The organism is Sphingomonas sp. dw_22 (assembly GCF_018449795.1).
Classification (GTDB): Bacteria; Pseudomonadota; Alphaproteobacteria; order Sphingomonadales; family Sphingomonadaceae; genus Sphingomonas.
This window is the reverse complement of sequence record NZ_JAAVVE010000056.1, coordinates 1-21,124: the sequence shown is the minus strand read 5'-3', so window position 1 is coordinate 21,124 and position 21,124 is coordinate 1. Positions and strand designations below refer to the sequence as shown.

At 67.8% G+C, this 21,124-nt stretch carries 18 protein-coding genes; 12 read left to right on the top strand and 6 right to left on the bottom strand.

Features of this window, described 5'->3' with window-relative positions; translation table 11 throughout:
• From HB724_RS18195 to HB724_RS18185, 3 genes are all read left to right on the top strand, one after another.
• Positions 1-2,966: DUF4157 domain-containing protein (locus HB724_RS18195; RefSeq protein WP_213982366.1), on the top strand; the 2,966-nt coding region annotated here is incomplete at its 5' end.
• Complete coding sequence (locus HB724_RS18190) at positions 2,966-5,122, top strand: class I SAM-dependent methyltransferase (RefSeq protein WP_213982365.1); 2,157 nt, start codon at positions 2,966-2,968, stop codon at positions 5,120-5,122. The genes HB724_RS18195 and HB724_RS18190, both read left to right, overlap by 1 nt.
• Positions 5,119-6,405, top strand: a complete 1,287-nt coding sequence (locus HB724_RS18185; protein WP_213982364.1) for a glycosyltransferase — start codon at positions 5,119-5,121, stop codon at positions 6,403-6,405. The genes HB724_RS18190 and HB724_RS18185 overlap by 4 nt, the downstream gene beginning before the upstream one ends.
• A 6-nt stretch (positions 6,406-6,411) precedes the next feature.
• Here HB724_RS18185 and glmS read toward each other — a convergent pair whose 3' ends face one another.
• Positions 6,412-8,235, bottom strand: a complete 1,824-nt coding sequence (gene glmS / locus HB724_RS18180) for a glutamine--fructose-6-phosphate transaminase (isomerizing) (protein ID WP_213982363.1) — start codon at positions 8,233-8,235, stop codon at positions 6,412-6,414.
• A gap of 1 nt (position 8,236) precedes the next feature.
• Positions 8,237-9,601 carry a bifunctional UDP-N-acetylglucosamine diphosphorylase/glucosamine-1-phosphate N-acetyltransferase GlmU gene (gene glmU, locus HB724_RS18175; protein WP_213982362.1) on the bottom strand — a complete coding sequence of 455 codons (1,365 nt, stop codon included), beginning with the start codon at positions 9,599-9,601 and terminating at the stop codon, positions 8,237-8,239.
• Positions 9,602-9,666: 65 nt separating this feature from the next.
• Between glmU and HB724_RS18170 the strand changes: the two genes are divergently transcribed.
• Positions 9,667-10,347, top strand: a complete 681-nt coding sequence (locus HB724_RS18170) for an HAD-IA family hydrolase (protein ID WP_213982361.1) — start codon at positions 9,667-9,669, stop codon at positions 10,345-10,347.
• A gap of 15 nt (positions 10,348-10,362) precedes the next feature.
• On the top strand, positions 10,363-10,905 hold the full coding sequence (locus HB724_RS18165) for an SRPBCC domain-containing protein (RefSeq protein WP_213982360.1): 543 nt from the start codon (positions 10,363-10,365) through the stop codon (positions 10,903-10,905).
• Between the two features lie 147 nt (positions 10,906-11,052).
• Here HB724_RS18165 and HB724_RS18160 read toward each other — a convergent pair whose 3' ends face one another.
• Genes HB724_RS18160 through HB724_RS18145 form a run of 4 tightly spaced genes read right to left on the bottom strand, consistent with a single transcriptional unit; the run spans position 11,053 to position 13,570 of the window.
• On the bottom strand, positions 11,053-12,060 hold the full coding sequence (locus HB724_RS18160) for a nucleotidyltransferase family protein (protein ID WP_213982359.1): 1,008 nt from the start codon (positions 12,058-12,060) through the stop codon (positions 11,053-11,055).
• On the bottom strand, positions 12,057-12,908 hold the full coding sequence (locus tag HB724_RS18155; RefSeq protein WP_213982358.1) for an HprK-related kinase A: 852 nt from the start codon (positions 12,906-12,908) through the stop codon (positions 12,057-12,059). The genes HB724_RS18160 and HB724_RS18155 overlap by 4 nt, the downstream gene beginning before the upstream one ends.
• Positions 12,896-13,180 (bottom strand): HPr-rel-A system PqqD family peptide chaperone, encoded by a 285-nt coding sequence (locus HB724_RS18150; RefSeq protein ID WP_213982357.1) that lies wholly within the window; start codon positions 13,178-13,180, stop codon positions 12,896-12,898. The genes HB724_RS18155 and HB724_RS18150 overlap by 13 nt, the downstream gene beginning before the upstream one ends.
• A gap of 3 nt (positions 13,181-13,183) precedes the next feature.
• Positions 13,184-13,570, bottom strand: a complete 387-nt coding sequence (locus HB724_RS18145; RefSeq protein ID WP_213982356.1) for a hypothetical protein — start codon at positions 13,568-13,570, stop codon at positions 13,184-13,186.
• Between the two features lie 81 nt (positions 13,571-13,651).
• Here HB724_RS18145 and HB724_RS18140 point away from each other — a divergent pair, with 81 nt between their 5' ends.
• The 7 genes from HB724_RS18140 (at position 13,652) to phoB (ending at position 20,819) form a co-directional block, all read left to right on the top strand.
• Complete coding sequence (locus tag HB724_RS18140) at positions 13,652-14,854, top strand: ATP-binding protein (RefSeq protein WP_213982355.1); 1,203 nt, start codon at positions 13,652-13,654, stop codon at positions 14,852-14,854.
• Positions 14,855-14,955: 101 nt separating this feature from the next.
• Positions 14,956-15,969, top strand: coding sequence for a substrate-binding domain-containing protein (locus HB724_RS18135; protein ID WP_213982354.1), 1,014 nt, complete (start codon positions 14,956-14,958; stop codon positions 15,967-15,969).
• A gap of 10 nt (positions 15,970-15,979) precedes the next feature.
• The gene (pstC, locus tag HB724_RS18130) at positions 15,980-17,356 is read left to right on the top strand and encodes a phosphate ABC transporter permease subunit PstC (protein WP_213982353.1); all 1,377 of its coding nucleotides are present in this window, start codon (positions 15,980-15,982) and stop codon (positions 17,354-17,356) included.
• Positions 17,349-18,653, top strand: a complete 1,305-nt coding sequence (gene pstA, locus HB724_RS18125; protein ID WP_213982352.1) for a phosphate ABC transporter permease PstA — start codon at positions 17,349-17,351, stop codon at positions 18,651-18,653. Before pstC ends, pstA begins: the two co-directional genes overlap by 8 nt.
• Positions 18,653-19,420, top strand: a complete 768-nt coding sequence (gene pstB, locus HB724_RS18120) for a phosphate ABC transporter ATP-binding protein PstB (RefSeq protein WP_213982351.1) — start codon at positions 18,653-18,655, stop codon at positions 19,418-19,420. Before pstA ends, pstB begins: the two co-directional genes overlap by 1 nt.
• Complete coding sequence (gene phoU, locus HB724_RS18115; RefSeq protein ID WP_213982350.1) at positions 19,420-20,121, top strand: phosphate signaling complex protein PhoU; 702 nt, start codon at positions 19,420-19,422, stop codon at positions 20,119-20,121. The genes pstB and phoU overlap by 1 nt, the downstream gene beginning before the upstream one ends.
• Positions 20,122-20,126: 5 nt before the next feature.
• Positions 20,127-20,819, top strand: coding sequence for a phosphate regulon transcriptional regulator PhoB (phoB, locus tag HB724_RS18110; RefSeq protein ID WP_213982349.1), 693 nt, complete (start codon positions 20,127-20,129; stop codon positions 20,817-20,819).
• The last annotated feature ends 305 nt before the right edge of the window (positions 20,820-21,124 follow it).

The window sequence follows — 21,124 nt, the reverse complement described above, 5'->3', positions numbered from 1 at the left end:
CCGAAGCCGCCGCGGCAATTCGCGGCCGGCTGGGTGGCGGCATGCCGCTGCCGGCGGAGACGCGGGGCTTCATGGAGCCCCGCTTCGGCGCCGATCTGGGCGGGGTGCGCGTGCACAACGACGGCAAGGCCCAGGGCATCGCCGCCGGACTCGGCGCACGCGCGCTCACTTATAGCCGCGACATCTTCTTCGGCCCCGGCGAGTTCCAGCCGGACTCCCGCCAGGGCAAAAGACTGATCGCGCATGAGCTGACCCACACCGTCCAGCAACGCGAGGTCGTCCAGCGCGAAGTGACGGTACGCGAACGCTCGGCCCCGCAGGTGCAGCGAGGACTTCTCTCCGGCATCGCGGACGCGGTCGGCGGGGCGATCGATGCGGTGGGCGACGCGATCGGCAACGTCCTCCAGATCGTCCGCGATTTCGTGGCGGAGAAGGCGGAGATCCTGCCGGGCTTCCACCTGCTCTGCCTCGTCCTCGGCCATAATCCGATCAACGACGCCGCCACGCCCGGCGGCGGCCCGGCGATCCTGCGCGAGCTGGTCGGCTTCATCCCGTTCGGCGACAAGATCGTCGAGGCGCTGGAAAATCACGGCGTCATCGCGCGCGGCGGCGCCTTTATCGACCAGCAGATCGCAGGCTTCAAGCGCGTGGTCTCCTCCGTCACCGGCGCGATCGGCGAGTTCTTCGGGTCGCTGGGGCCGAGCGACGCCATCCATCCGATCCAGGCATGGAACCGCGCCAAATCGATCTTCTCCTCGCCCGTCAACGAGATGAAGAGCTTCGCGAGCGGGCTCGTCACCGGCTTCGTCGATCTGGTCGTGGACGTGATCCTGAAGCCGCTCGGCCAATGGGCCGCCGCCAACGTTCCCCATTGGGATCTGCTGATGGCGGTGCTGGGCAAGAACCCGGTCTCGGGCGAGGGCGAAAGCCCGGCCTCGCGCGTGATCGGCCTGTTCATGAACCTGATCGGCCAGGGGGAGGTCTGGGAGAATATCCAGCGGGCCAAGGCGATCCCGCGCGCCTGGGCATGGTTCCAGAAGGCGCTGGGCGGGGCCAAGGCGCTGGTCGTCTCGATCCCCGGCGAAGTCATGGCGACGGTCAAGTCGCTGACCATCGTCGACGTGCTGACGATTGCCGGCGCGTTCCGCAAGATCGCCGCCGCCTTTGCCGGCTTCGTCGGCAGGCTCATGGGCTGGGCGGGCGGGACCGTGCTCGACCTGCTCGAGATCATCCTGGACGTGGTGGCGCCCGCGGCCGTGCCCTATCTCAAAAAGGCCGGCGGCGCCTTCAGGACGATCGTGCGCAATCCGATCGGCTTCGTGCGCACCTTGGTCGCGGCGGGCAAGGCGGGCTTCCAGCAGTTCGCGGCCAATTTCCTGACGCATCTCAAGGCATCGCTGATCGGCTGGCTGACGGGCGCGCTGGGCGGCGCGGGCGTCTATATCCCGCAGGGCTTCTCCTTCATGGAGATCCTCAAGTTCGTACTGTCGGTGATGGGGCTCACCTGGGCCAATATCCGCGGCAAGCTGGTCCGGGTCACCAACGAGACCACCGTCAAGGCGCTGGAGACCGGGTTCGACATCGTCGTCACGCTGGTACGCGACGGACCGGCGGCAGCCTGGCAGCAGATATTGGAGACGCTCTCCAACCTGAAGCAGATGGCGATCGACGCGGTGATGGACTTCGTGAAGTCCAAGGTGGTGGAGGCGGCGGTCACCAAGCTGCTGTCGATGCTGTCGCCGGCGGGCGCGTTCATCCAGGCGATCATCGCCATCTACAACACGATCATGTTCTTCGTGGAGCGGCTGCAGCAGATCGCGCAGGTCGCCGCGTCCCTCATCGACGGGATCGCGGCGATCGCCGCCGGAAACATCGCCCCGGCGGCCGCACGCGTGGAGCGGACGATGGCCGGTCTGCTCACCCTCGTCATCAGCTTCCTCGCCCGCCTGGCGGGGTTGGGCAAGGTGAGCGACGCCGTGCTCGGCCTCATCAAGAAGATCCGCGATCCGATCGACAAGGCGCTCGATAAGGTGGTGGCGTGGATCGTGGCGCAGGCGAAGAAGCTGGGGAAGATGTTGCTGGGCAGCGGCAAGCCCCAGACTGACACCCGAACCGCCGCGCAAAAGGAGGCGGCCGTTATCGCCGCCCAATCCGATGCCAATACGCTCATCGCGAATCCCGAGGCCACCGAAGCCTCGATCGAAAAGGGCCTGGGCGCCATCAAACAGCGTCACAAGCTGACTGCGATCACAATCCAGCACGAGAGCAAGGAAACCTTCATCGAGGTTGTCATCAACCCGAGAAAAAATTCCAAGAAGCGGAAATTCGATCCCGCCAACATGGTCGTGGGGGATGTCATCATCATCCGCCATCGGGACATCAAGATGAAGGGGGGCGAGAAGATCACCTGGATCCCCGGCACGGCGACGGCCGTCGATCAGGCCAAGCAGACCTTTGACTGGAAATCCTCCAACCTCAAGACTCCCCGCACCTGGGGCAAGATACCCTTCGCCGACCAGGATACGAAGTGGAAGAAAGGCCACACCTCGCAGGTTCTCCTGTCCGAGGTGAAGATACTCGAACTCAATGAGAGCGAGTCCTGGTCCAGCTTCGCGGATGCCCGGGTGGTCCTCAATTGGCGGCACCACGAGCAACAGTTGAATCCCGCTGGCAAGCAATGGGAGCATATCATCGAGCAGTTCGCGGGGGGCGCGAACGCCTCCGGCAACCTCGCCTTGTCCGATTCCACGGTCAACAACCAGCTCGGCCAATTCTTCGGCAAGCCCTACGCCTCCCACGAGGCTCCGGCAGGGTTGCCGGGCACCGCCGGCCAACCGCTCCGCCAAGCCTTGAAGGGACAATCCCTCCACGCCCAGAATCGCTGGAAGCAACATTTCTACGGGCAGCTTGGCGTCAGCCTGAAATGGTCGAAATCCGTTCGAGGTCTCTGGAGAGAGTTGAGCTGATGATACGCATCACCGCCATCATGCCCACCGCCGATCGGCGCCGCTACGTGCCCGCCGCGATCACACAGTTCCTGGCGCAGGCGCGCACCGATGCCGAGCTGCTGATCCTCGACGACGGCGTCGATCCCATCGGCGATCTCATGCCCGACGATGCCCGCATCCGCTATGTCCGCGAGGAGACCCGCCGCGCCATCGGCGACAAGCGCAACCGGGCCTGCGAACTCGCCCGGGGCGAGATCATCGTCCATTGGGACGATGACGACTGGCACGCCCCCGATCGGCTCACCCGCCAGATAGCCGCGCTGGACGAGACCGGGGCGGACATCTGCGGTCTGGCGGAAATTCCCTTCCTGGCCGAGGACGGCAGCGGCGCCTGGGACTATCGCTGGGGCGGGCGGCATCGCTGGGTCTATGGCGCGAGCCTGGCCTATCGCCGCGCCTGGTGGCAGCGCCGCCCCTTCCAGCCGCTCGCGCGCGGCGAGGATACCCGCTTCCTGTTCGACGCGCGCGGCGCCCAGGTGCTGGTGATGCCCGAGGCGGGCTGGCTGGTCGCCCGTGTCCATGCCGGCAATACCTGCCCCAAGCAGGTGACGGGCGGCTATTGGCATCCCCGCGATCCCGCCCCGATCCAGGCGCTGGTCGCGCGCTGGAGCGGCACCGCGCCCGCCGAGCCGGTGCAGCTGCTGCGCAACGTCCATGCCGTGCTGGTGCATGAGAAACCCGAATGCGTCGTCGATCTCGTCCGCAACCTGCGCTGGCACGACGATGTCTCGCCGATCCTGCTCTATGACGGCAGCGCGGACGGCAGCCTGATCGACCGGCGCCTGCCCTGGACGCGCTGGGGCGTCGAGATCGTGCCCGGTCCGCGGCCGATGAAATGGGGCGCGCTCCACGGCTTTGCGCTGGATTGCCTGCGCCATCTGGAAGGCCGGGCGTTCGACATGATGACGATCGTCGATTCCGATCAGATGATGCTGCGCAAGGGCTATGCGGAGTTCCTCTCCCGCCAGCTCGCCGGCCAGTCCTTCGGGGTGCTTTCGAGCGATCCCCGGCCGCAGCGCGCCGACACCCGCATCCCCCCGGCTCAGACCGCCCAGGCCGAGCGCGCGCTGTGGCAACCGCTGCTCGACCGATTCGAGAATGGCGGCGATAGTTTCGCGCGCTGGACCTTCTGGCCGGCGACGGTGATCGGCGCCGAGGCCGGACAGGCGATCCGCCGCCTGTTCGACGATCCCATGCTGCAAAACATCCTCACGCGCTCGCGGCTATGGGCGACCGAGGAAATCCTGTTCCCCACATTCTCGGCACTGCTGGGCTTTCCCGTGGCGCAAAATCCCGTCGCCGGCCAATGGACCCAGTATCGCCGGCCCTGGAGCGTGCGCGACCTGGACCAGGCGGGCAATGCCGGCAGCGCCTTCTGGATGCACCCGGTGCCGCGCCAGCTCGACCATGTCCTGCGCCGGGCGCTGCGCGAACGCTGCGACCAGTATCGCCTCGCCGGCCCCGCGCCGCTGCCCCAAGCATCGGACGAACCGCTGCTCGCCACGATGCGCGCCGTGCCCGGATGGCTGGAGGAGGACGAGGCCCGCGCCCTGCTCGCCGCCGGCCGCAGCGCGGTGGCGAGTGCCGGCGGCGCCGCCCATCTGGTGGAGATCGGCAGCTATTGCGGCAAGGCGACGCTGCTACTCGGCGCCGCGGCCCGCGAAGGCGGCGGGCGCGTGACGGCGATCGACCGCTTCGACGGCATCCTCGGGAGCCGCGAGGAGCGGCTGCACCGCGAGGCGCCGAGCCGCATCCGCTTCGATCGCGTCATCGCTGATACGGGACTTGCCGAGATCGTCTCGGCCCGCACCGGAGAAGCGCCTGCGACGATGCCCTCCGAACCGATCGACCTGCTGCTGATCGACGGCCTCCACGACTATCCCGCCGTCGCCGCCGATTTCGCCGCCGCCGAGCCGTGGCTCACGCCCGGCGCCCGCGTGCTGTTCCACGATTATGCGGACTATTTCCCCGGCGTGATGGCGCTGGTCGATGAGCTGGTCGCGACCGGCGACTGGCAGGTCGAGGCGGCCGCCGGCACGCTGCGCGTGCTGCGCCGCGCGCCCGCCCAGCCCGTGGAGGCACCGCGCATCCGCGAGGCGGCGGAAGCGTCATGAGCCTGCCGATCTGGATGTTCTGGGAAGGCCCCCGCCCCGGCTATATCGAGCTGTGCATCGAGACGGTGCGCCGCCATCACCCGGACGTCCGCCTGCTCGATCGCGCCGGGTTCGACGCGCTGTGGACCGAGGAGCGCGACCTGCCGATCGACTCGCTGGCGCTCAACCATCTCTCCGATTTCGTGCGCACCTATCTGCTGTCGCGGTTCGGCGGGCTCTATCTCGATGCGGATGCGGTGCTGATGCATGCGCTCGATCCGTTGCTGAAGGCGGTGGAGGTGCATGGTTTCGTCGGCTATCGCGAGCCCCAGGGCTATATGAGCTGCAATTTCATGGCCTCGCGGCCCGGCGACTGGGTCATCATGGACCATTGGCGCCGAGTGGCGGCGCGGCTGCGCGATCCACGCCCACTGGAATGGCTCGACCTCGCCTCGACCCCGATGGAGATCGCGATACGCGATTACGGCGCCGACGCGCTGATCCTGCCGACCCGATCGATCATGCCCGTCGCATGGAACGAGAGCGCCCAGCTCGCGGTCCGCCGCAACGATGCCGATCACGAACAGGCATTCGAGGATCGCAGTTGGGTGTGGATGCTCTCCAACAACACGATCCGCGGCGAGCTGGGCACCCGCCATCTCTATTATCTCCCCCGCGACCTGCTGCTGGCCGATCGGAGCTTCCTCGCCTTCCTGCTGCGCAAGGCTTTAGGCCATCCCCCACTGGAGATCGAAGTGCCGCCGGGCGGCACCGCCGGCCATCTGGGCGGGCATGAGGACCTGACCCAGTTCGACGAGGGCGCGTTCGACTGGCTGGCCGAGCATTTAGGTGTGGAAAGCGTGCTCGACATCGGCTGCGGCCCCGGCGGCATGGCCGCCTATGCCCTGTCGCGCGGGATCGCGGCGCGGGGCGTGGACGGCGATCCCGGCCATGCGCGCGGCTCGACCTTCATCATCGAGCATGACTATTCCACCGGCCCGCTCGACGCCGGGCGCTTCGATCTGGGCTGGGCGGTCGAGTTCGTCGAGCATGTCGACGAGCAATATGTGCCGAACTTCATGGCGAGCTTCGCCGGCTGCCGCGCGGTGTTCATCACCGCCGCCGTGCCCGGCCAGCCGGGGCATCATCACGTGAACTGCCAATGGGGCGATTACTGGATCGCCCGCTTCGACGAAGCCGGGTTCGACCATGATCCGGAGGCGACCGAAGGCGTGCGCGCCGCCTCGACGATGCGGAGCCGCTTCACCCAGAATACGGGGCTGGTCTTCCGGCGGCGGGACTGAACCCCGCTATTCCACCGTCACCGACTTGGCGAGGTTGCGCGGCTGATCGACGTCGGTGCCCTTGGCGACCGCGACGTGATAGGCGAGCAACTGCACCGGCACCGCATAGACGAGCGGCGCGATCAGCGGGTGGACCTTGGGCATGGTGATCGTCGCCAGGCACCCCTCGCCCGCCGCCTGGACGCCGTCATAGTCCGAGATCAGCACGACCTTGCCGCCGCGCGCCTGGACCTCCTGCATGTTCGACACGGTCTTGTCGAACAGCGGGCCCGAGGGGGCGATCACGATCACCGGGACGGCATCGTCGATCAGCGCGATCGGGCCGTGCTTCATCTCGCCGGCGGCATAGCCCTCGGCGTGGATGTAGCTGATCTCCTTGAGCTTCAGCGCACCCTCCAGCGCCAGCGGATAATCGGTGCCCCGGCCGAGATAGAGCACGTCGCGGGCACTCGCGATATTGTGCGCCATCGCCTCGATCGATTCGTCATAGGCGAGCGCACCGTTGAGCGCGGCGGGCGCCTCGGCGAGATGCTTGACGATCGCCTTCTCCTCGGCCGGGCTCAGCTTGCCCTTGGCGCGGGCGAGATTGGCGGCGAGCGCGGCGAGCACCGCGAGCTGGCAGGTGAATGCCTTGGTCGAGGCGACGCCGATCTCAGGCCCGGCATGGGTGGGCAGCAGCAGGTCCGCCTCGCGCGCCATCGAGCTGGTGGGGACGTTGACCACCACCGCGATCGTCTGGCCCTCGGCGCGGGCATGGCGGAGCGCAGCGAGCGTGTCGGCGGTCTCGCCCGACTGGCTGATGAAGAGCGCCAGCCCGCCCTCCTCCATCACCGGTTCGCGGTAACGGAACTCGGAGGCGACATCGAGGTCGACCGGCACGCGGGCGAACTGCTCGAACCAGTATTTGGCGACCATGCCGGCATAGAAGCTGGTGCCGCACGCGACGATGGTGACGCGCCGGATCTTGGAGAGGTCGAATTCGGGGATCGGCAGCGTGACGCGCTCCTCCATGCGCTGGAGGTAGGAGCGCAGCGTCTGGGCGACGACGATCGGCTGCTCGTAGATCTCCTTGAGCATGTAATGTCGGTGATTGCCCTTGGAGATCAGCTCGCCGGTGACGCCGGAGATGGTGATCGGGCGCTCGACGGGGTTGTTGTCCTTGTCGAAGATCTGCGCGCCGTCATGGGTGATGACGACCCAGTCGCCTTCCTCGAGATAGGCGATGCGCTGGGTGAGCGGCGCCAGCGCGAGCGCGTCGGAGCCGAGATAGGTCTCGCCTTCGCCATAGCCGACCACGAGCGGCGAGCCGAGACGGGCGCCGATCAACAATTCCGGATGCTGGCAGAACAGGATGGCGAGCGCGAACGCGCCGTGGAGGCGCGGCAGCACTTCGGCGACGGCCTCGGCGGGGGCCATGCCGGCCTCGACCTTCTCGCTGACGAGATGGGCGACGACTTCGGTGTCGGTCTCGCTCTCGAAGACGCGGCCGCGACCGATCAGCTCGTCGCGCAGCGTCTTGAAGTTCTCGATGATGCCGTTGTGGACAAGCGCGACTTCGCCGGTGGCATGGGGGTGCGCGTTGTTGGTCGTCGGGCCGCCATGGGTGGCCCAGCGGGTATGGGCGATGCCGGTGGTGCCGGGGAGCGGGTTGGCCGCCAGTTCCTTGCCGAGATTGACCAGCTTGCCCGAGGCGCGGCGGCGCTCGATCCGCCCCTCGAAATCGGTGGCGATGCCGGCCGAATCATAGCCGCGATATTCGAGGCGCTTGAGGCCGTCGTACAGCCGCTCCGCGACGTCTTCCTTGCCGACGATTCCGACGATTCCGCACATGTTACTTCGCTGCCTTTCTGGCTTGCATCATTTCCCGGAAGCGCTTCGCCCAGCCGGGCTTGGCCTCCTGTTTGGCCCGCGTCAGCGCAAGGGCATCGGCTTCGACATCCTCGGTGACGACTGAACCCGCGCCGATGATCGCGCCGTCGCCGATCTTCACCGGGGCGACCAGCGCGCTGTTCGAGCCGATGAATGCGCCCGCGCCGATCACGGTCTCGCTCTTGAGATAGCCGTTGTAATTGCAGGTGATCGTGCCGGCGCCGATGTTCGCCCCCGCGCCCACCTTCGCGTCGCCGAGATAGGTGAGGTGATTGGCCTTGGCGCCCTTGCCGAGCACCGCCTTCTTCATCTCGACGAAATTGCCGACGCGCGAGCCCTCTTCCAGCACCGCGCCGGGGCGGAGGCGCGCATAGGGGCCGACCGAGACGCCGGTGGCGATCTTCGCGCCCTCGATATGGCTGAAGGCGTGGATCGTCACCTGGTCCGCGATTTCCACGCCGGGGCCGAACACGACGTTCGGCTCGATCGTCACATCGCGGCCGATCGCCGTGTCATAAGCGAACCACACCGTCTCGGGTGCGATCAGCGTGACACCATCGGCCATCGCCCGGGCGCGGCGGGCGTGCTGCCATTCGCGCTCCAGCGCCGCCAGCTCGCCGCGGCTGTTGACGCCGGAGACTTCATGGGCGTCGGTCTCGATCACCGCCGAGGGACGGCCGTCCGCCGCGGCGATGTTGACGATGTCGACCAGATAATATTCGCCCGCGGCATTGGCGTTGCCGACCCGCGCCAGCAGCGCGAACAGGTCGCTCGAACGCGCGGCCATCAGGCCGGAATTGCACAAGGTCTCGGCGCGCTCCTCGGCGTTCGCATCCTTGAACTCGACCATCTTGACGATGCGTCCCGAAGGATCGGCGATCACGCGGCCATAGGCGCCCGGATCGAGCGGGCGGAAGCCGAGCACCACCACCGCCGGATTGTCGTTGCCGTGCAGCCGCTCCAGCATCCGCCGCATCGTCGCGGTCGAGACCAAAGGCACGTCGCCATAGAGGATCAGCACATCGCCTTCGAAGCCGGCGAGCCCCGCTTCGGCCTGGAGCACGGCATGGCCGGTGCCGAGCTGATCGGCCTGGTGCGCGGTCTCGGCACCGTGCGGGGCGACCGCGGCCTCGACCTGCTCGCGGCCCGCGCCGACCACGATCACCGTGCGCGCCGGATCGAGCGCGGCAACGCTGTCGATCAGGTGCAGCAGCATCGGCCGTCCGGCGATCGGATGCAGCACCTTGTGGATATCGGATTTCATCCGCGTGCCCTTGCCCGCGGCAAGGATGATCGCGGCGATCGGTGCAGTCACATGCGCCTCCATGGGATCGGCCTCCCCTGCCACGATAGCCTTGCCATTTCCATAGCATTGCTGGCAGGCGGCGCGGGATGGCCGGCTTCCCCTTCGACATCGTCGGATTCGATCTGGACGGCACGCTGCTCGACACCAGCGCCGACCTGACCGACGCACTGAATCATGCCCTGTCGCTGGTCGATCGGGGACCACTGGGCGTGGCCGAGGTCATGCCGATGGTGGGCCGCGGCACCCGGTACATGCTCGAACGCGGACTGAAGGCGACGGGCGGATACGATGACGAACTGCTGGCGCGGCTCTATCCCGAGCTGATCGACTATTACCGGGCCAATATCGCTCGGGGCACGCGGCCCTATCCGGGGCTGACCGGGGCGCTGGACGCACTGAAATCGCGCGGCGTGACGCTCGCGATCGTCACCAACAAGCCGGAGAGCCTGGCGGTGAAGCTGATCGGCGAGCTGGGCCTCACCGAGCGCTTCCGCACCGTGATCGGCGGCGACACGATGGGGCCGGGCAACGCCAAGCCCTCCGCCGCGCCGATCCTGGAGATGATCCGACGCTGCGGCGGCGGCCGCGCGGCGTTCGTCGGCGATTCGATCTTCGACATCGAAGCGGGGCGCAATGCGGGCATCCCGAGCGTCGCGGTGAGCTTCGGCTTCCTGACGCAGCCGGTGGCGGAACTGGGCGCGGATGTAGTAGTCAATCATTTCGATGCGCTCGTGCCCGCGCTGGAGAGACTCAGGGCCGACACCTGATCGGGAGCCACGCCGATGAACGCCTGGATCGCCGCCCTTCTCCTTCTGACCACTCCGCCGCCACAGGCGATCACTCCGATCGAGCCGATCGTCACCGTAGAGCGCGACGGTAGCCGGACATTGGCGATGGAGGCGATTATCGAGGCGCCGATGGCGGCGGTGTGGGACGCCATCTCGACACCCGAGGGCTGGCGGCGCTGGGCCGCGCCGGTCGCGCATATCGTGCCGGATGCCGAGGATCTGATGGAGACGAGCTACGCGCCCGATGCCCGGCCCGGCGACGCGACCACCATCCGCCAGCAATTCCTCGCGCGGATTCCGGGCCGGATGCTCGCCTTCCGCACAGTGAAGGCGCCCGACGGATTTCCCAATTTCGAGACCTATCGCAAGGTGACGACGATCTTCGAGTTGTCGCCGGCGGGAGATGGCCGAACGCGCATCGTGCTGACCGCGACCGGCTATCCGGATACCGACGCGGGCCGGCAATTGCTCGGCTTCTTCCGCGAAGGCAATCGCAAGACGCTGGAGAAATTGCGCAGCGTGCTTGCCCGGCGCTAGCCATCCAATCGGCGAACTGCCGGTTGACTCATTTGACTCTCCCACGCCTGTTCTGGCCAGGCGGGTCACGTGCTTTCCGGGGGCCTCGACAATGTGAAAGAGCAGCCCCCTCGATCGCCTCCCAAATCCTATTTTGCAAGGCCGGAGCTACGCCGGACGATAGCCCTTGCGCCATTTGATCCATAGATGCCGGGCCAGCATGAGCGGCGGCATCCGCAGCCAGTGCGAGCGGACGTAAAAGCCCAGCTGGGTCAGCTTGCGGGTCGGGCGGCCCCAGCCATCGCGGGCGGTGAGGCGGCGGACGAACAGCGGATCGAGGCTGTCCCAGACGCGCCAGATCTCCGGGATCGGCGTGCCGTAGAGATGGTTGGCCTGGCGCGCGGCGCGGGCGACCGCCGCGCCAAGCCCGTGATGCGCAGCCCGCGCCTCCAGCCCTTCGGTGCCGAATTCCGAGAACAGGCAATGAATGTCCCACAGGTTGCGCATGCCCCCGGCGAGATCGCCATCGGCGAAGAGATGCGCGGCGGCGTGGCAGATCATGTCCTGGGGCGAGAGGATGCGCAGGCCGTTCTCTAGCGCGACGCTGTCCGCCAGCAGACCCTCGGCATCGGGCCTGATCCGCGCGGTGAGCGGCAGGATCGTGTGGTGGACGTCGATCATCCGGTCGCGCTCGCGATGGATCAGCGGCGGGAGCTCGTGCATCCATTGCCGGTAATAGGCGTCGTCATAGGGATCGGGCTTCACCCATTCCCATCCGGCCGCGAGCAGCGCGGCCTCGGCTTCCTCGATCCGGACACGCGGGACCAATATGTCGAGGTCGCCGATCGAACGCCCGGTGCTGGGCGACAGGCCGGCGGCGGCATAGGCGGTGCCCTTGAGCAGCACGACCGGCATGTCGAGGGCGGCGAGCGCGCGGCGCGCCATCTCGGCTTCCCACAGGGCGGCGGTGCGGCCCTGCCCGGCCGAGGCGATCGCATCCTGCACCAGCCGGGCGGCGGCGGGCGGCATCCTCAGCCCCTCGATCCGGTGCGCGAGCGTGCCGATGAGCTGCTCCGCGCGGGCGACGGCGAAGAGCGCGGTCCATTCGGGCGCCGTGAGGGTCTCTGCGCGCGCCGGCTCGCGCAGGATCGCGGCGAGGAGCAGCGCCGGGTTCATGCCAGCGCCTCCACCATCGCTATCGCGGTTTCGGTGTCGGGATAGTCGATCGCCCGTGCGGGGATGTTCCTGACCAGCCGGGTCAGCGCGTCGAAGCCGCGTTCGGCGAGGGTGACGTAGTTGGTCGAGGATTGGGTGAGGCGGACGAACGCCTCGCTCGGCAGCACCGGCCGCTCCGCCGCTTCGAAGCCGAAGCGCGGGAAGAGCAGCAGCGCGGGCTCGGCGGGCTCGGCCATCGCGGCGATCGCGCGCGCATCGGGGACGAGATGGCGCAGCGTGCCCTTGGGCGTGCCGGTGAGCAGCGGCCCGAAGCGGCCCTGCGGCGCGGCGCGTTCGGCGACCGGGATCGCTTCGTTCTTGAGGCTTATCAGGCGCGGAAACGCATGGGCCAGGCCGGTGGCGGGATCGATCAGCACGAATTCGTCGCCCATCAGCCGCCAACCGCGCGCCATCAGCAGCGCCGCGAGCGTCGATTTTCCCGCGCCCGAGATGCCGGTCATCAGCACCGCGCGGCCGTTCCGCTCGACCGCCGAGGCGTGGAGCAGCAGATAGCGCCGGAGGCCCAGCGCCATTTGCAGGTTCATCCCCATCTCGGCGGCGAGCAGCCCCTGGGCGAGCGGCAGCGGCGCCGCATCGGGAATCACGAAATCGCCGCCGATATGCACCGAAGGCCGGACGATCTTCCGCCACGGCCGCGCGGCGAAGAGGTGGACGTTGAAATCGGGGATACCGTTATCGGGCTGGGGATAGTCCGCGTAGAGATCGTCGATCGCCGCGATGGGCGAACGCCAGTCGCTGCCGATGCGGAAGCCGATGGGGCCGATGCGGACGGCGATCACATGGCGCATAGCCGCTCCACCAGCCCCGCCGCAGCAAGTTCGTCCAGCCGCACGGCCAGCGCAAAGGGATCGGGATCGCCGAGGTCAAACCGCTCGGAAAGGCGATCGAGCAGCGCCGCGGAAGTCAGCGCCTCATCGCCCAGCGCTTCGAGGATTTCGGGCACCGGCGCATCGACGACATGGGTGATGCCCGAGGCGCGGTGATAGACCAATGTCAGCGCATCGAGCGGGACGATGCGCAGCGTGGACGGCGGCACGGCACGATAGCGGGCGATGTGCACGCGCTAGCCGCGCGGCATCTGCAGCGATGCGAAGCAGGTGAAGCCGCTGGTGCCCGATTGCAGGCGGCGGATGTAATTGGTGTAGGCGCGGCTGCTCTCGTAATCGGTGCCGGGCAGCGTGCCCCCGGCCAGCGCGCGCTTCACGTCCTCGGCCTTGAAGGCGACGCCCGGCGGCGCATAGGCGCCCGGCGTACCGGCAGGCACCAAAGTCCCGTCCGCCGCGATATAGTTGCCGGCGCGGCCGGGATCGGGGACCGGGATCTCGCAGTGCATCACCGAAGCGCTGGTCTGCGCCAGCGCCGGACGGATCGAGACGATCGCCGAAGCGCTGGCCGCGCCCAGCATCAGTGCGCGGCGCGTGGCGCGCGGTCCCTGCGTTTCTTCGTCCATGGTGCCTTGTCCTGCGCCCATCCGCGTTTCGCAATCGTAAATCGGTACTCGCCATGGGACAGGTTCGCGCTAGAAGGCGCCATGCCCCTCTCCCCCGGTCTTCGCGCATTGGTAGCGCTGGCGGTCGCCGCCCTTACCGCGCTGGTGAGCCTGCTCATCAGCGGCGACGTGCAGATCGGGCTGGTGGTGCTCGTCGGCGCCGCCGCGGCGACTCTGATCGCCGCGACCGGCGAGAACGCCCCGGCGCCCGTCCCCCCCGCCCCTCCGGCGGCGCCCGCGCGCGGCCCGGCGATCAGCGAGGTGATCGAGGCGATCGCCGAGCCGGTGCTGATGATCGACGCCAATCGCGTGGTCGAGGCCAATCCGGCGGCGCGCGCGCTGCTGGGCCAGCATATCCTGGGCGAGGACGTGCGCCTCGCGATCCGCCACCCCGCCGCTGCCGAGCGGCTGCTCGACCCGACCGACCAGTCCCCCGCCGCGCCGATCCACCTGGTCGGCCTCGGCACGCGCGACCAGCGCTGGGAGATGCGGGTGCGCACGCTGGAGAACGGCCAGCGCATCGTCCACCTGATCGATCGTACCGGCAGCTATGCCACCGAGCGGATCCGCGTCGATTTCGTCGCCAATGCCAGCCATGAGCTGCGCACCCCGCTCGCCTCGCTGCTCGGCTATGTCGAGACGCTGCAGGACGATGCCGGCGACGATCCCGCGACTCGCCAGCGCTTCCTGAAGATCATGCACGACGAGGCGCGGCGGATGCAGCGGCTGATCGACGACCTGATCTCGCTGAGCCGGATCGAGGCGGAGAAATATCGCGCGCCGGCCGATTCGGTGGCGCTGGCCGATCTGGTCGACGAAGTCTGCCTGGAGCTTTCGGGCGCCGCGCGCGCGGCCGATCTGGTTACCGAGGTCGAGGAAGTGCCGCCGGTGCGCGGCGACCGGGCCCAGTTGAGCCAGCTCATCCACAATGTCGTCGGCAATGCGATGAAATATGGCAAGCACGGCACGCCGGTCACGATCGCGCTGCGCCGCGAGGGGGACGCGATGGTGCGCCTGACCGTCACCGACCAGGGCGAAGGCATCCCGCCCGAGCATATTCCCCGCCTCACCGAGCGTTTTTATCGTGTCGATTCAGGGCGCAGCCGGTCGCTGGGCGGCACCGGGCTGGGCCTCGCGATCGTCAAGCATGTGGTGGAGCGTCACCGCGGCCGGATCGACATCGCGAGCACCGTCGGCAAGGGCACGAGCGTCTCGGTACTGCTGCCGGTGCAGCGTGGCGCATGAGCGGCTGTCATAAAGACGTAACCGCATTGAAAGACAGGCGATGGGCGTGCCGGCGGCACGACTCGATTCCAGGGGAGCTTAACATCTTCGGCAGGCTGGCCATGGTGGCGGCAGCGGCATTGGCGCTGACCGCGTGCGACAGCAACACGACGCGGGAGATTCGCGTGGTGGGCTCGTCGACCGTCTATCCCTTCACCACCGCGGTTGCGGAGACCTTCGTCAACCAGGGCGGCGGGCGTCGGGCGCCCGTGGTCGAATCGATCGGCACCGGCGGCGGGCTCGCGCGCTTCTGCGAAGGCGTGGGCTGGGAATTCCCCGACATCGCCAACGCATCGCGCCGGATCAAGAAATCCGAATACGATCTGTGCGAGAAGAACGGCGTCGGCGAGATCATGGAGGTCCAGATCGGCGTGGACGGGGTCGCGCTGGCCGAGGCGAACAAAGGCCCCAAGCTCCAGCTCAGCAAGAAGGACGTCTATCTGGCGCTCGCCGCCTCGCCCTATGGCAAGCCCAACCGCGCGCGGACCTGGCGGGACGTGAACCCCGCCCTTCCCGCGATCCCGATCCAGGTGATGGGGCCGCCTTCCACCAGCGGCACCCGCGACGCGCTGGTCGAACTAGTGATCGAGCCGGGCTGCGCCGAGGCCGATCCGGAGGCCAAGGTGCTCAAGGCGGCCAAGGATACCGCGCCCTATGACGCGCGCTGCAAGCGCATCCGCGACGACGGGCCCTATATCGACAAGGGCGAGAACGACAATCTGATCGTCCAGGGCCTGGCGCAGAACCCCAATGCGATCGGCGTGTTCGGCTATTCCTATCTCGAGGAGAATATCGACCGGCTGCACGGCGTGCCGATCGAGGGCGTGGCACCGACCTATGAGACGATCGCCAACCGCACCTATCCGGGCGCGCGGCCGCTGTTCCTCTATGTGAAGAAGCGGCATCTGCGCGCCGTGCCGGGGCTCGCCGACTTCCTGACGCTCTACACCACCATGTGGGGGCCGGACGGCAAGCTGACCCGGCGCGGGCTGATCGCCGCGCCCGACGATGTCCGCAAGCATTCGGCCGAGATCGTCGCGCAGCGGCTTGCGCTCGATCCGGCCGGGCTGCACTGAGCGTGGCGTCGTGAACGGTTTCGCCCTCCTCTTCCTGGTCGCCGGGCTCGGCCTGATCGGCTGGCTGACCGCGCGTGCCCGCGCCGCCCGGCTCGATCGCGGCGGCGCCAAGCGGCTCCACTCGCTGCCCGCCCAGCATGGCTGGTATGTCGTGATCTGGACGGTGATCCCGGCGCTGCTGTTCATCGCGGGCTGGAGCGTGATCAGCCCGAGCCTGGTCAAGCAGCAGGTGCTGGAGCATCCGGCCGCTCAACAGCTTCCGCAATTCGAGTTCGAGCGCGACGCATTGCTCGCCGAGGCGCGCCGCGTCGCCGAGAATCCCGGCACCAGGGCGTTCGATCCGATCGCGCAGCAGCTTGCCGCGCCGATGGCCGCCGCCCGTGCGCGCTATGGCTGGATGGGCAGCGGCATCGCGATCCTGCTCGCCTTTGCCGGCGGTGCCTTCGCCTTCACCCGCGTCCGCGCCGGCTTCCATGCCCGCACCCGGGTCGAGCGCGGGGTGATGATGATCCTGCTGGTCGCGTCGCTGATCGCAATCCTGACGACGCTCGGCATCTTCCTGTCGCTGCTGTGGGAATCGATACGCTTCTTCTCGGTGGTGCCGCCCAGCCAGTTCCTGCTCGGCACGCATTGGAGCCCGCAGGTGATCGACGCGGCGCATCCCGGCAAGTCGCTGGGCGCGGTGCCTTTGTTCTGGGGCACTTTCTTCATCGGCGCGGTGATCGCGATGCTGGTCGCGATCCCGTTCGGACTGATGAGCGCGATCTATCTCACCCAATATGCCGCGCCGCGCGTGCGCCGCTGGATGAAGCCGATCCTGGAGATCCTCGCCGGCGTGCCGACCGTGGTCTATGGCTATTTCGCCGCGCTGACGGTGGCGCCGGCGGTGCGCGATCTGGCGGTGATGCTGGGCATGCCCTTCGCCTCGTCTGAGAGCGCGCTGGCCGCGGGACTGGTGATGGGCGTGATGATTATCCCCTTCGTCTCCTCGATGGCCGATGATTCGATCGCCGCGGTGCCCACCGCGATGCGCGACGGCAGCCTGGCGATGGGCGCCACCACCAGCGAGACGATCAGTCGCGTGCTGTTGCCCGCCGCGCTGCCGGGCGTCGTCGCGGGCGTGCTGCTCGCGGTCAGCCGCGCGATCGGCGAGACGATGATCGTGGTCATGGCCGCATCGGGCGCCGCGAACATCACGCTCAACCCGTTCGAGAGCGCGACCACCGTCACCAAGCAGATCGTGGACCTGCTGACCGGCGAGGCCGAGTTCGACAGCCCCAAGACGCTCGCCGCCTTCGCGCTGGGCCTGACCTTGTTCGTCATCACCCTGCTGCTCAACATCGTCGCGCTGCGCGTCGTGAAGAAATACCGGGAGGCATATGAATAATCCCGCCCCCGCCGGCGCGAGCAAGCGCGTGCCCACCGACTGGCAGGGCCAGGCGATGCAGAAGCGCATCCGCCGCCGCTATGCGGCCGAGCGGCGCTTCCGCTTCTTCGGCTTCGCGGCGGTGCTGCTGTCGGCCGCGTTCCTCGCCTTCCTGCTGGCGACGATGGTGACGAACGGCTGGCGCGGCTTCACCCGCACCGAGATCGCGCTGCCGATCGACTTCCCGGCGATCAAACTTCCGGTCGAGCGCGCGGCGCTCCACACGGTGGGCGCCGATCTGGCGCTGGCCGGCGCGGGGCTGGAGGAGCAGGTGAAGGGCGCCGCCGTCGCCGCCTATGGGCCCGGCGGCGAGAATTTCGTCGCCGACAGCGCCTGGGTGGACGTGCGCGAGGCGATCGAGCGCGATCCGACGATGCTCGATCGCAAAATCACCTTCCACGTTCCCGCCTCGACCGGGATCGACCAGGCAATGGGCGGCCAGGGCAGCGCCGAGATGACCGCCGCCGCGGATCGGCTGAAGGCGGCCGGCGTGGTCTCGCGCAGCTTCAACACCAGCTTCCTGACCGAATCGGACTCCACCGATCCGGTCGCAGTCGGCATCTGGGGCGCGCTCAAGGGCTCGCTGCTGACGATGGCGGTGACGTTCCTGATCGGCTTCCCGGTGGGCGTGCTCTCGGCGATCTATCTCGAGGAATATGCGCCGCGGAACCGCTGGACCGACCTGATCGAAGTCTCGATCAACAATCTCGCGGCGGTCCCTTCGATCATCTTCGGCCTGCTCGGCCTCGCGGTGTTCCTGGGCACCTGGGAGATCGGCGGCGTGCATTTCGGGCCGCTGCTGCCGCGATCGGCGGCCTTGGTCGGCGGGCTCACGCTCGCGCTGATGATCATGCCCGTGATCGTCATCGCCAGCCGCAACGCGATCAAGGCGGTGCCCCCCTCGATCCGCGATGCCGCGCTCGGCATCGGCGCCAGCCCGATCCAGGTGGTGTTCCACCACGTCCTGCCGCTCGCCATGCCGGGCATCCTGACCGGCACGATCATCGGCATGGCCCGCGCGCTGGGCGAGACGGCGCCGCTTCTGCTGATCGGCATGCGCGCTTTCATCGTCACGCCGCCCGGCGGCTTCACCGATCCGGCCACCGTGCTGCCGGTGCAGATCTTCCTCTGGTCCGACGAAGTCAGCCGCGGCTTCGTCGAAAAGACCAGCGCCGCGATCATCGTGCTATTGGCGTTCCTGCTCGCGATGAACGGGCTCGCTATCTATCTCCGCAACAAATTCGAGACCCGCTGGTGATGACCGATACGCCTCACAAGATGTCCGCGCGCGACGTGAGCGTGTTCTACGGCGACAAGCAGGCCGTGCGCGACGTGTCGATCGACATCGACATGGACAAGGTCACCGCCTTCATCGGCCCGTCGGGTTGCGGCAAATCGACCTTCCTGCGCACGCTCAACCGGATGAACGACACCATCCCCAGCGCCCGCGTGGAGGGTTCGATCACGCTGGACGGCGAGGACATCTATTCGCCGGCGATGGACGTGGTGCAGCTCCGCGCCCGGGTGGGCATGGTGTTCCAGAAGCCGAACCCGTTCCCCAAGTCGATCTTCGAGAATGTCGCCTATGGCCCGCGCATCCACGGCCTGGCTTCCTCCAAGAGCGACCTGGAGGCGATCGTCGAGCGCTCGCTGAAACGCGCCGGCCTGTTCGAGGAAGTGAAGGACCGGCTGCACGACAGCGGCACCGCGCTCTCGGGCGGCCAGCAGCAGCGGCTGTGCATCGCCCGTGCGATCGCGGTCGATCCCGAAGTGATCCTGATGGACGAGCCGGCCTCCGCGCTCGATCCGATCGCCACCGCCAAGATCGAGGAGCTGATCCACGAATTGCGCGGCCGCTATGCGATCGTGATCGTTACGCATAACATGCAGCAGGCGGCGCGCGTTTCGCAGCGCACGGCGTTTTTCCATCTCGGCCAGCTCGTGGAGTATGGCGAGACCGATAATATCTTCACGGCGCCGCAGCAGGAGCGCACCAAGGACTATATCACCGGAAGGTACGGATAATGGCGACGGGCCACGAACATACCGTCAAGGCATTCGATCAGGACATCAGCCAGCTTCGCGCGCTGATCTCGCAGATGGGCGGGCTGGCCGAACAGGCGATCTACGATTCGATGAAGGCGCTCCAGCGCGGCGATGTCGAGCTGGCACGAGAGGTCCGCAAGAAGGACAAGCAGATCGACGCGATCGAAGCCGAGCTGGAAAAGCTCGTCGTCCGCGTGATCGCGCTGCGCGCGCCGATGGCCGACGACCTGCGCGAAGTGATCGCCGCGCTCAAGATCGCCGCCGTGGTCGAGCGGATCGGCGACTATGCCAAGAACATCGCCAAGCGCGTGCCGATGATCCACGCCGAGGGCGAGGACCGGATCGACGCGATCTCGATCCTGCCCGCGATGGGCCAGCTCGCCGCCGACATGGTGCATGACGTGCTCGATGCCTTTTCCGCGCGCGACGCCGAAGCCGCGGAGCAGATCTGCGAGCGCGACAATGCGCTCGACGATTTCTACGATTCGATCTTCCGGACGCTGGTGACCTTCATGGTCGAGAATCCGCGCACGATCAGCCAGGTCGCGCACCTGCTGTTCGTCGCCAAGAACCTGGAGAGGATCGGCGATCACGCGACCAACGTCGCCGAAATGGTCTATTTTGCCGCCACGGGCCGCTACCTCGCCGACCGCGAGCCCGGCGAAGCGATCGGAGTTTGAAAGCGATGGCACGAGTTAAGATGCTGCTGGTGGAAGACGATGCGGCAATTGCCGAACTCGTCACCTGGCATTTCAAGCGCGAGGATTACGAGGTCAAGCAGACCCCGGACGGCGAAGAGGCGCTGCTGCTCGCCAAGGAGGCGACGCCCGACATCGTCCTGCTCGACTGGATGGTGGAGGGGCTTTCGGGGATCGAGGTCTGCCGCCGCCTGCGTCGCATGCCAGAGACCGCGAACGTGCCGATCATCATGCTGACCGCGCGCGGCGAAGAGGAAGACCGGGTGCGCGGGCTGGAGACCGGGGCGGACGATTATGTCACCAAGCCCTTCTCCCCGCGCGAGCTGGTCGCCCGCGTCGGCGCGGTGCTGCGCCGCGTGCGCCCGGCGCTGGCGGGCGAGGCGCTGACCTATGCCGATATCGAGATGGACACGGTGGGCCACAAGGTCCGCCGCGGCGGCGAGGTGATCTCGCTCGGGCCGACCGAGTTCCGCCTGCTCAAGCATTTCCTGGAGCATCCGGGCTGGGTCTTCTCGCGCGAGCGGCTGCTCGATGCGGTGTGGGGGCATGATTCGGACATCGAGAGCCGCACCGTGGACGTCCATATCCGGCGGCTGCGCAAGGCGATCAACAACGGCAACCGCCCCGACATCATCCGCACCGTCCGCTCCGCCGGCTACGCGCTCGATTCGGGCAACTAGGACCGCACCGGCCCTCCTTCCTTCGTTGCTCCGGCACTTCAGCCGGAGTGACGCGGAGGCCTCCAAGCGCACCGCACCTCGCCAACGCTGCGGCTGCGCGACCAACGCCCCTTTTGCCGAGCCGGACCGTGCCGGGCGCGCAACGCTTCGCCCTGCACGGGCGTTCGCTTGGCACAGGGGTTCCGGGGGTCTGAAGAGGAACAGTCGAATGAAATGGATCATCATGGCCGCCGCGCTGGCATTTGGCGGCACCGCCATCGCCCAGGACGTGCCGGGCCAGACCGCGCCGCAGACGACGCCGACGG

Excerpts from the sequence above, each read along its gene's own strand:
- HB724_RS18190 (WP_213982365.1), top strand. The coding sequence starts at position 2,966 with ATGATACGCATCACCGCCATCATGCCCACCGCCGATCGGCGCCGCTAC.
- HB724_RS18185 (WP_213982364.1), top strand. The coding sequence starts at position 5,119 with ATGAGCCTGCCGATCTGGATGTTCTGGGAAGGCCCCCGCCCCGGCTAT.
- glmS (WP_213982363.1), bottom strand. The coding sequence starts at position 8,235 with ATGTGCGGAATCGTCGGAATCGTCGGCAAGGAAGACGTCGCGGAGCGG.
- glmU (WP_213982362.1), bottom strand. The coding sequence starts at position 9,601 with ATGGAGGCGCATGTGACTGCACCGATCGCCGCGATCATCCTTGCCGCG.
- HB724_RS18170 (WP_213982361.1), top strand. The coding sequence starts at position 9,667 with ATGGCCGGCTTCCCCTTCGACATCGTCGGATTCGATCTGGACGGCACG.
- HB724_RS18165 (WP_213982360.1), top strand. The coding sequence starts at position 10,363 with ATGAACGCCTGGATCGCCGCCCTTCTCCTTCTGACCACTCCGCCGCCA.
- HB724_RS18160 (WP_213982359.1), bottom strand. The coding sequence starts at position 12,060 with ATGAACCCGGCGCTGCTCCTCGCCGCGATCCTGCGCGAGCCGGCGCGC.
- HB724_RS18155 (WP_213982358.1), bottom strand. The coding sequence starts at position 12,908 with ATGCGCCATGTGATCGCCGTCCGCATCGGCCCCATCGGCTTCCGCATC.
- HB724_RS18145 (WP_213982356.1), bottom strand. The coding sequence starts at position 13,570 with ATGGACGAAGAAACGCAGGGACCGCGCGCCACGCGCCGCGCACTGATG.
- HB724_RS18140 (WP_213982355.1), top strand. The coding sequence starts at position 13,652 with ATGCCCCTCTCCCCCGGTCTTCGCGCATTGGTAGCGCTGGCGGTCGCC.
- HB724_RS18135 (WP_213982354.1), top strand. The coding sequence starts at position 14,956 with ATGGTGGCGGCAGCGGCATTGGCGCTGACCGCGTGCGACAGCAACACG.
- pstA (WP_213982352.1), top strand. The coding sequence starts at position 17,349 with ATGAATAATCCCGCCCCCGCCGGCGCGAGCAAGCGCGTGCCCACCGAC.
- pstB (WP_213982351.1), top strand. The coding sequence starts at position 18,653 with ATGACCGATACGCCTCACAAGATGTCCGCGCGCGACGTGAGCGTGTTC.
- phoU (WP_213982350.1), top strand. The coding sequence starts at position 19,420 with ATGGCGACGGGCCACGAACATACCGTCAAGGCATTCGATCAGGACATC.
- phoB (WP_213982349.1), top strand. The coding sequence starts at position 20,127 with ATGGCACGAGTTAAGATGCTGCTGGTGGAAGACGATGCGGCAATTGCC.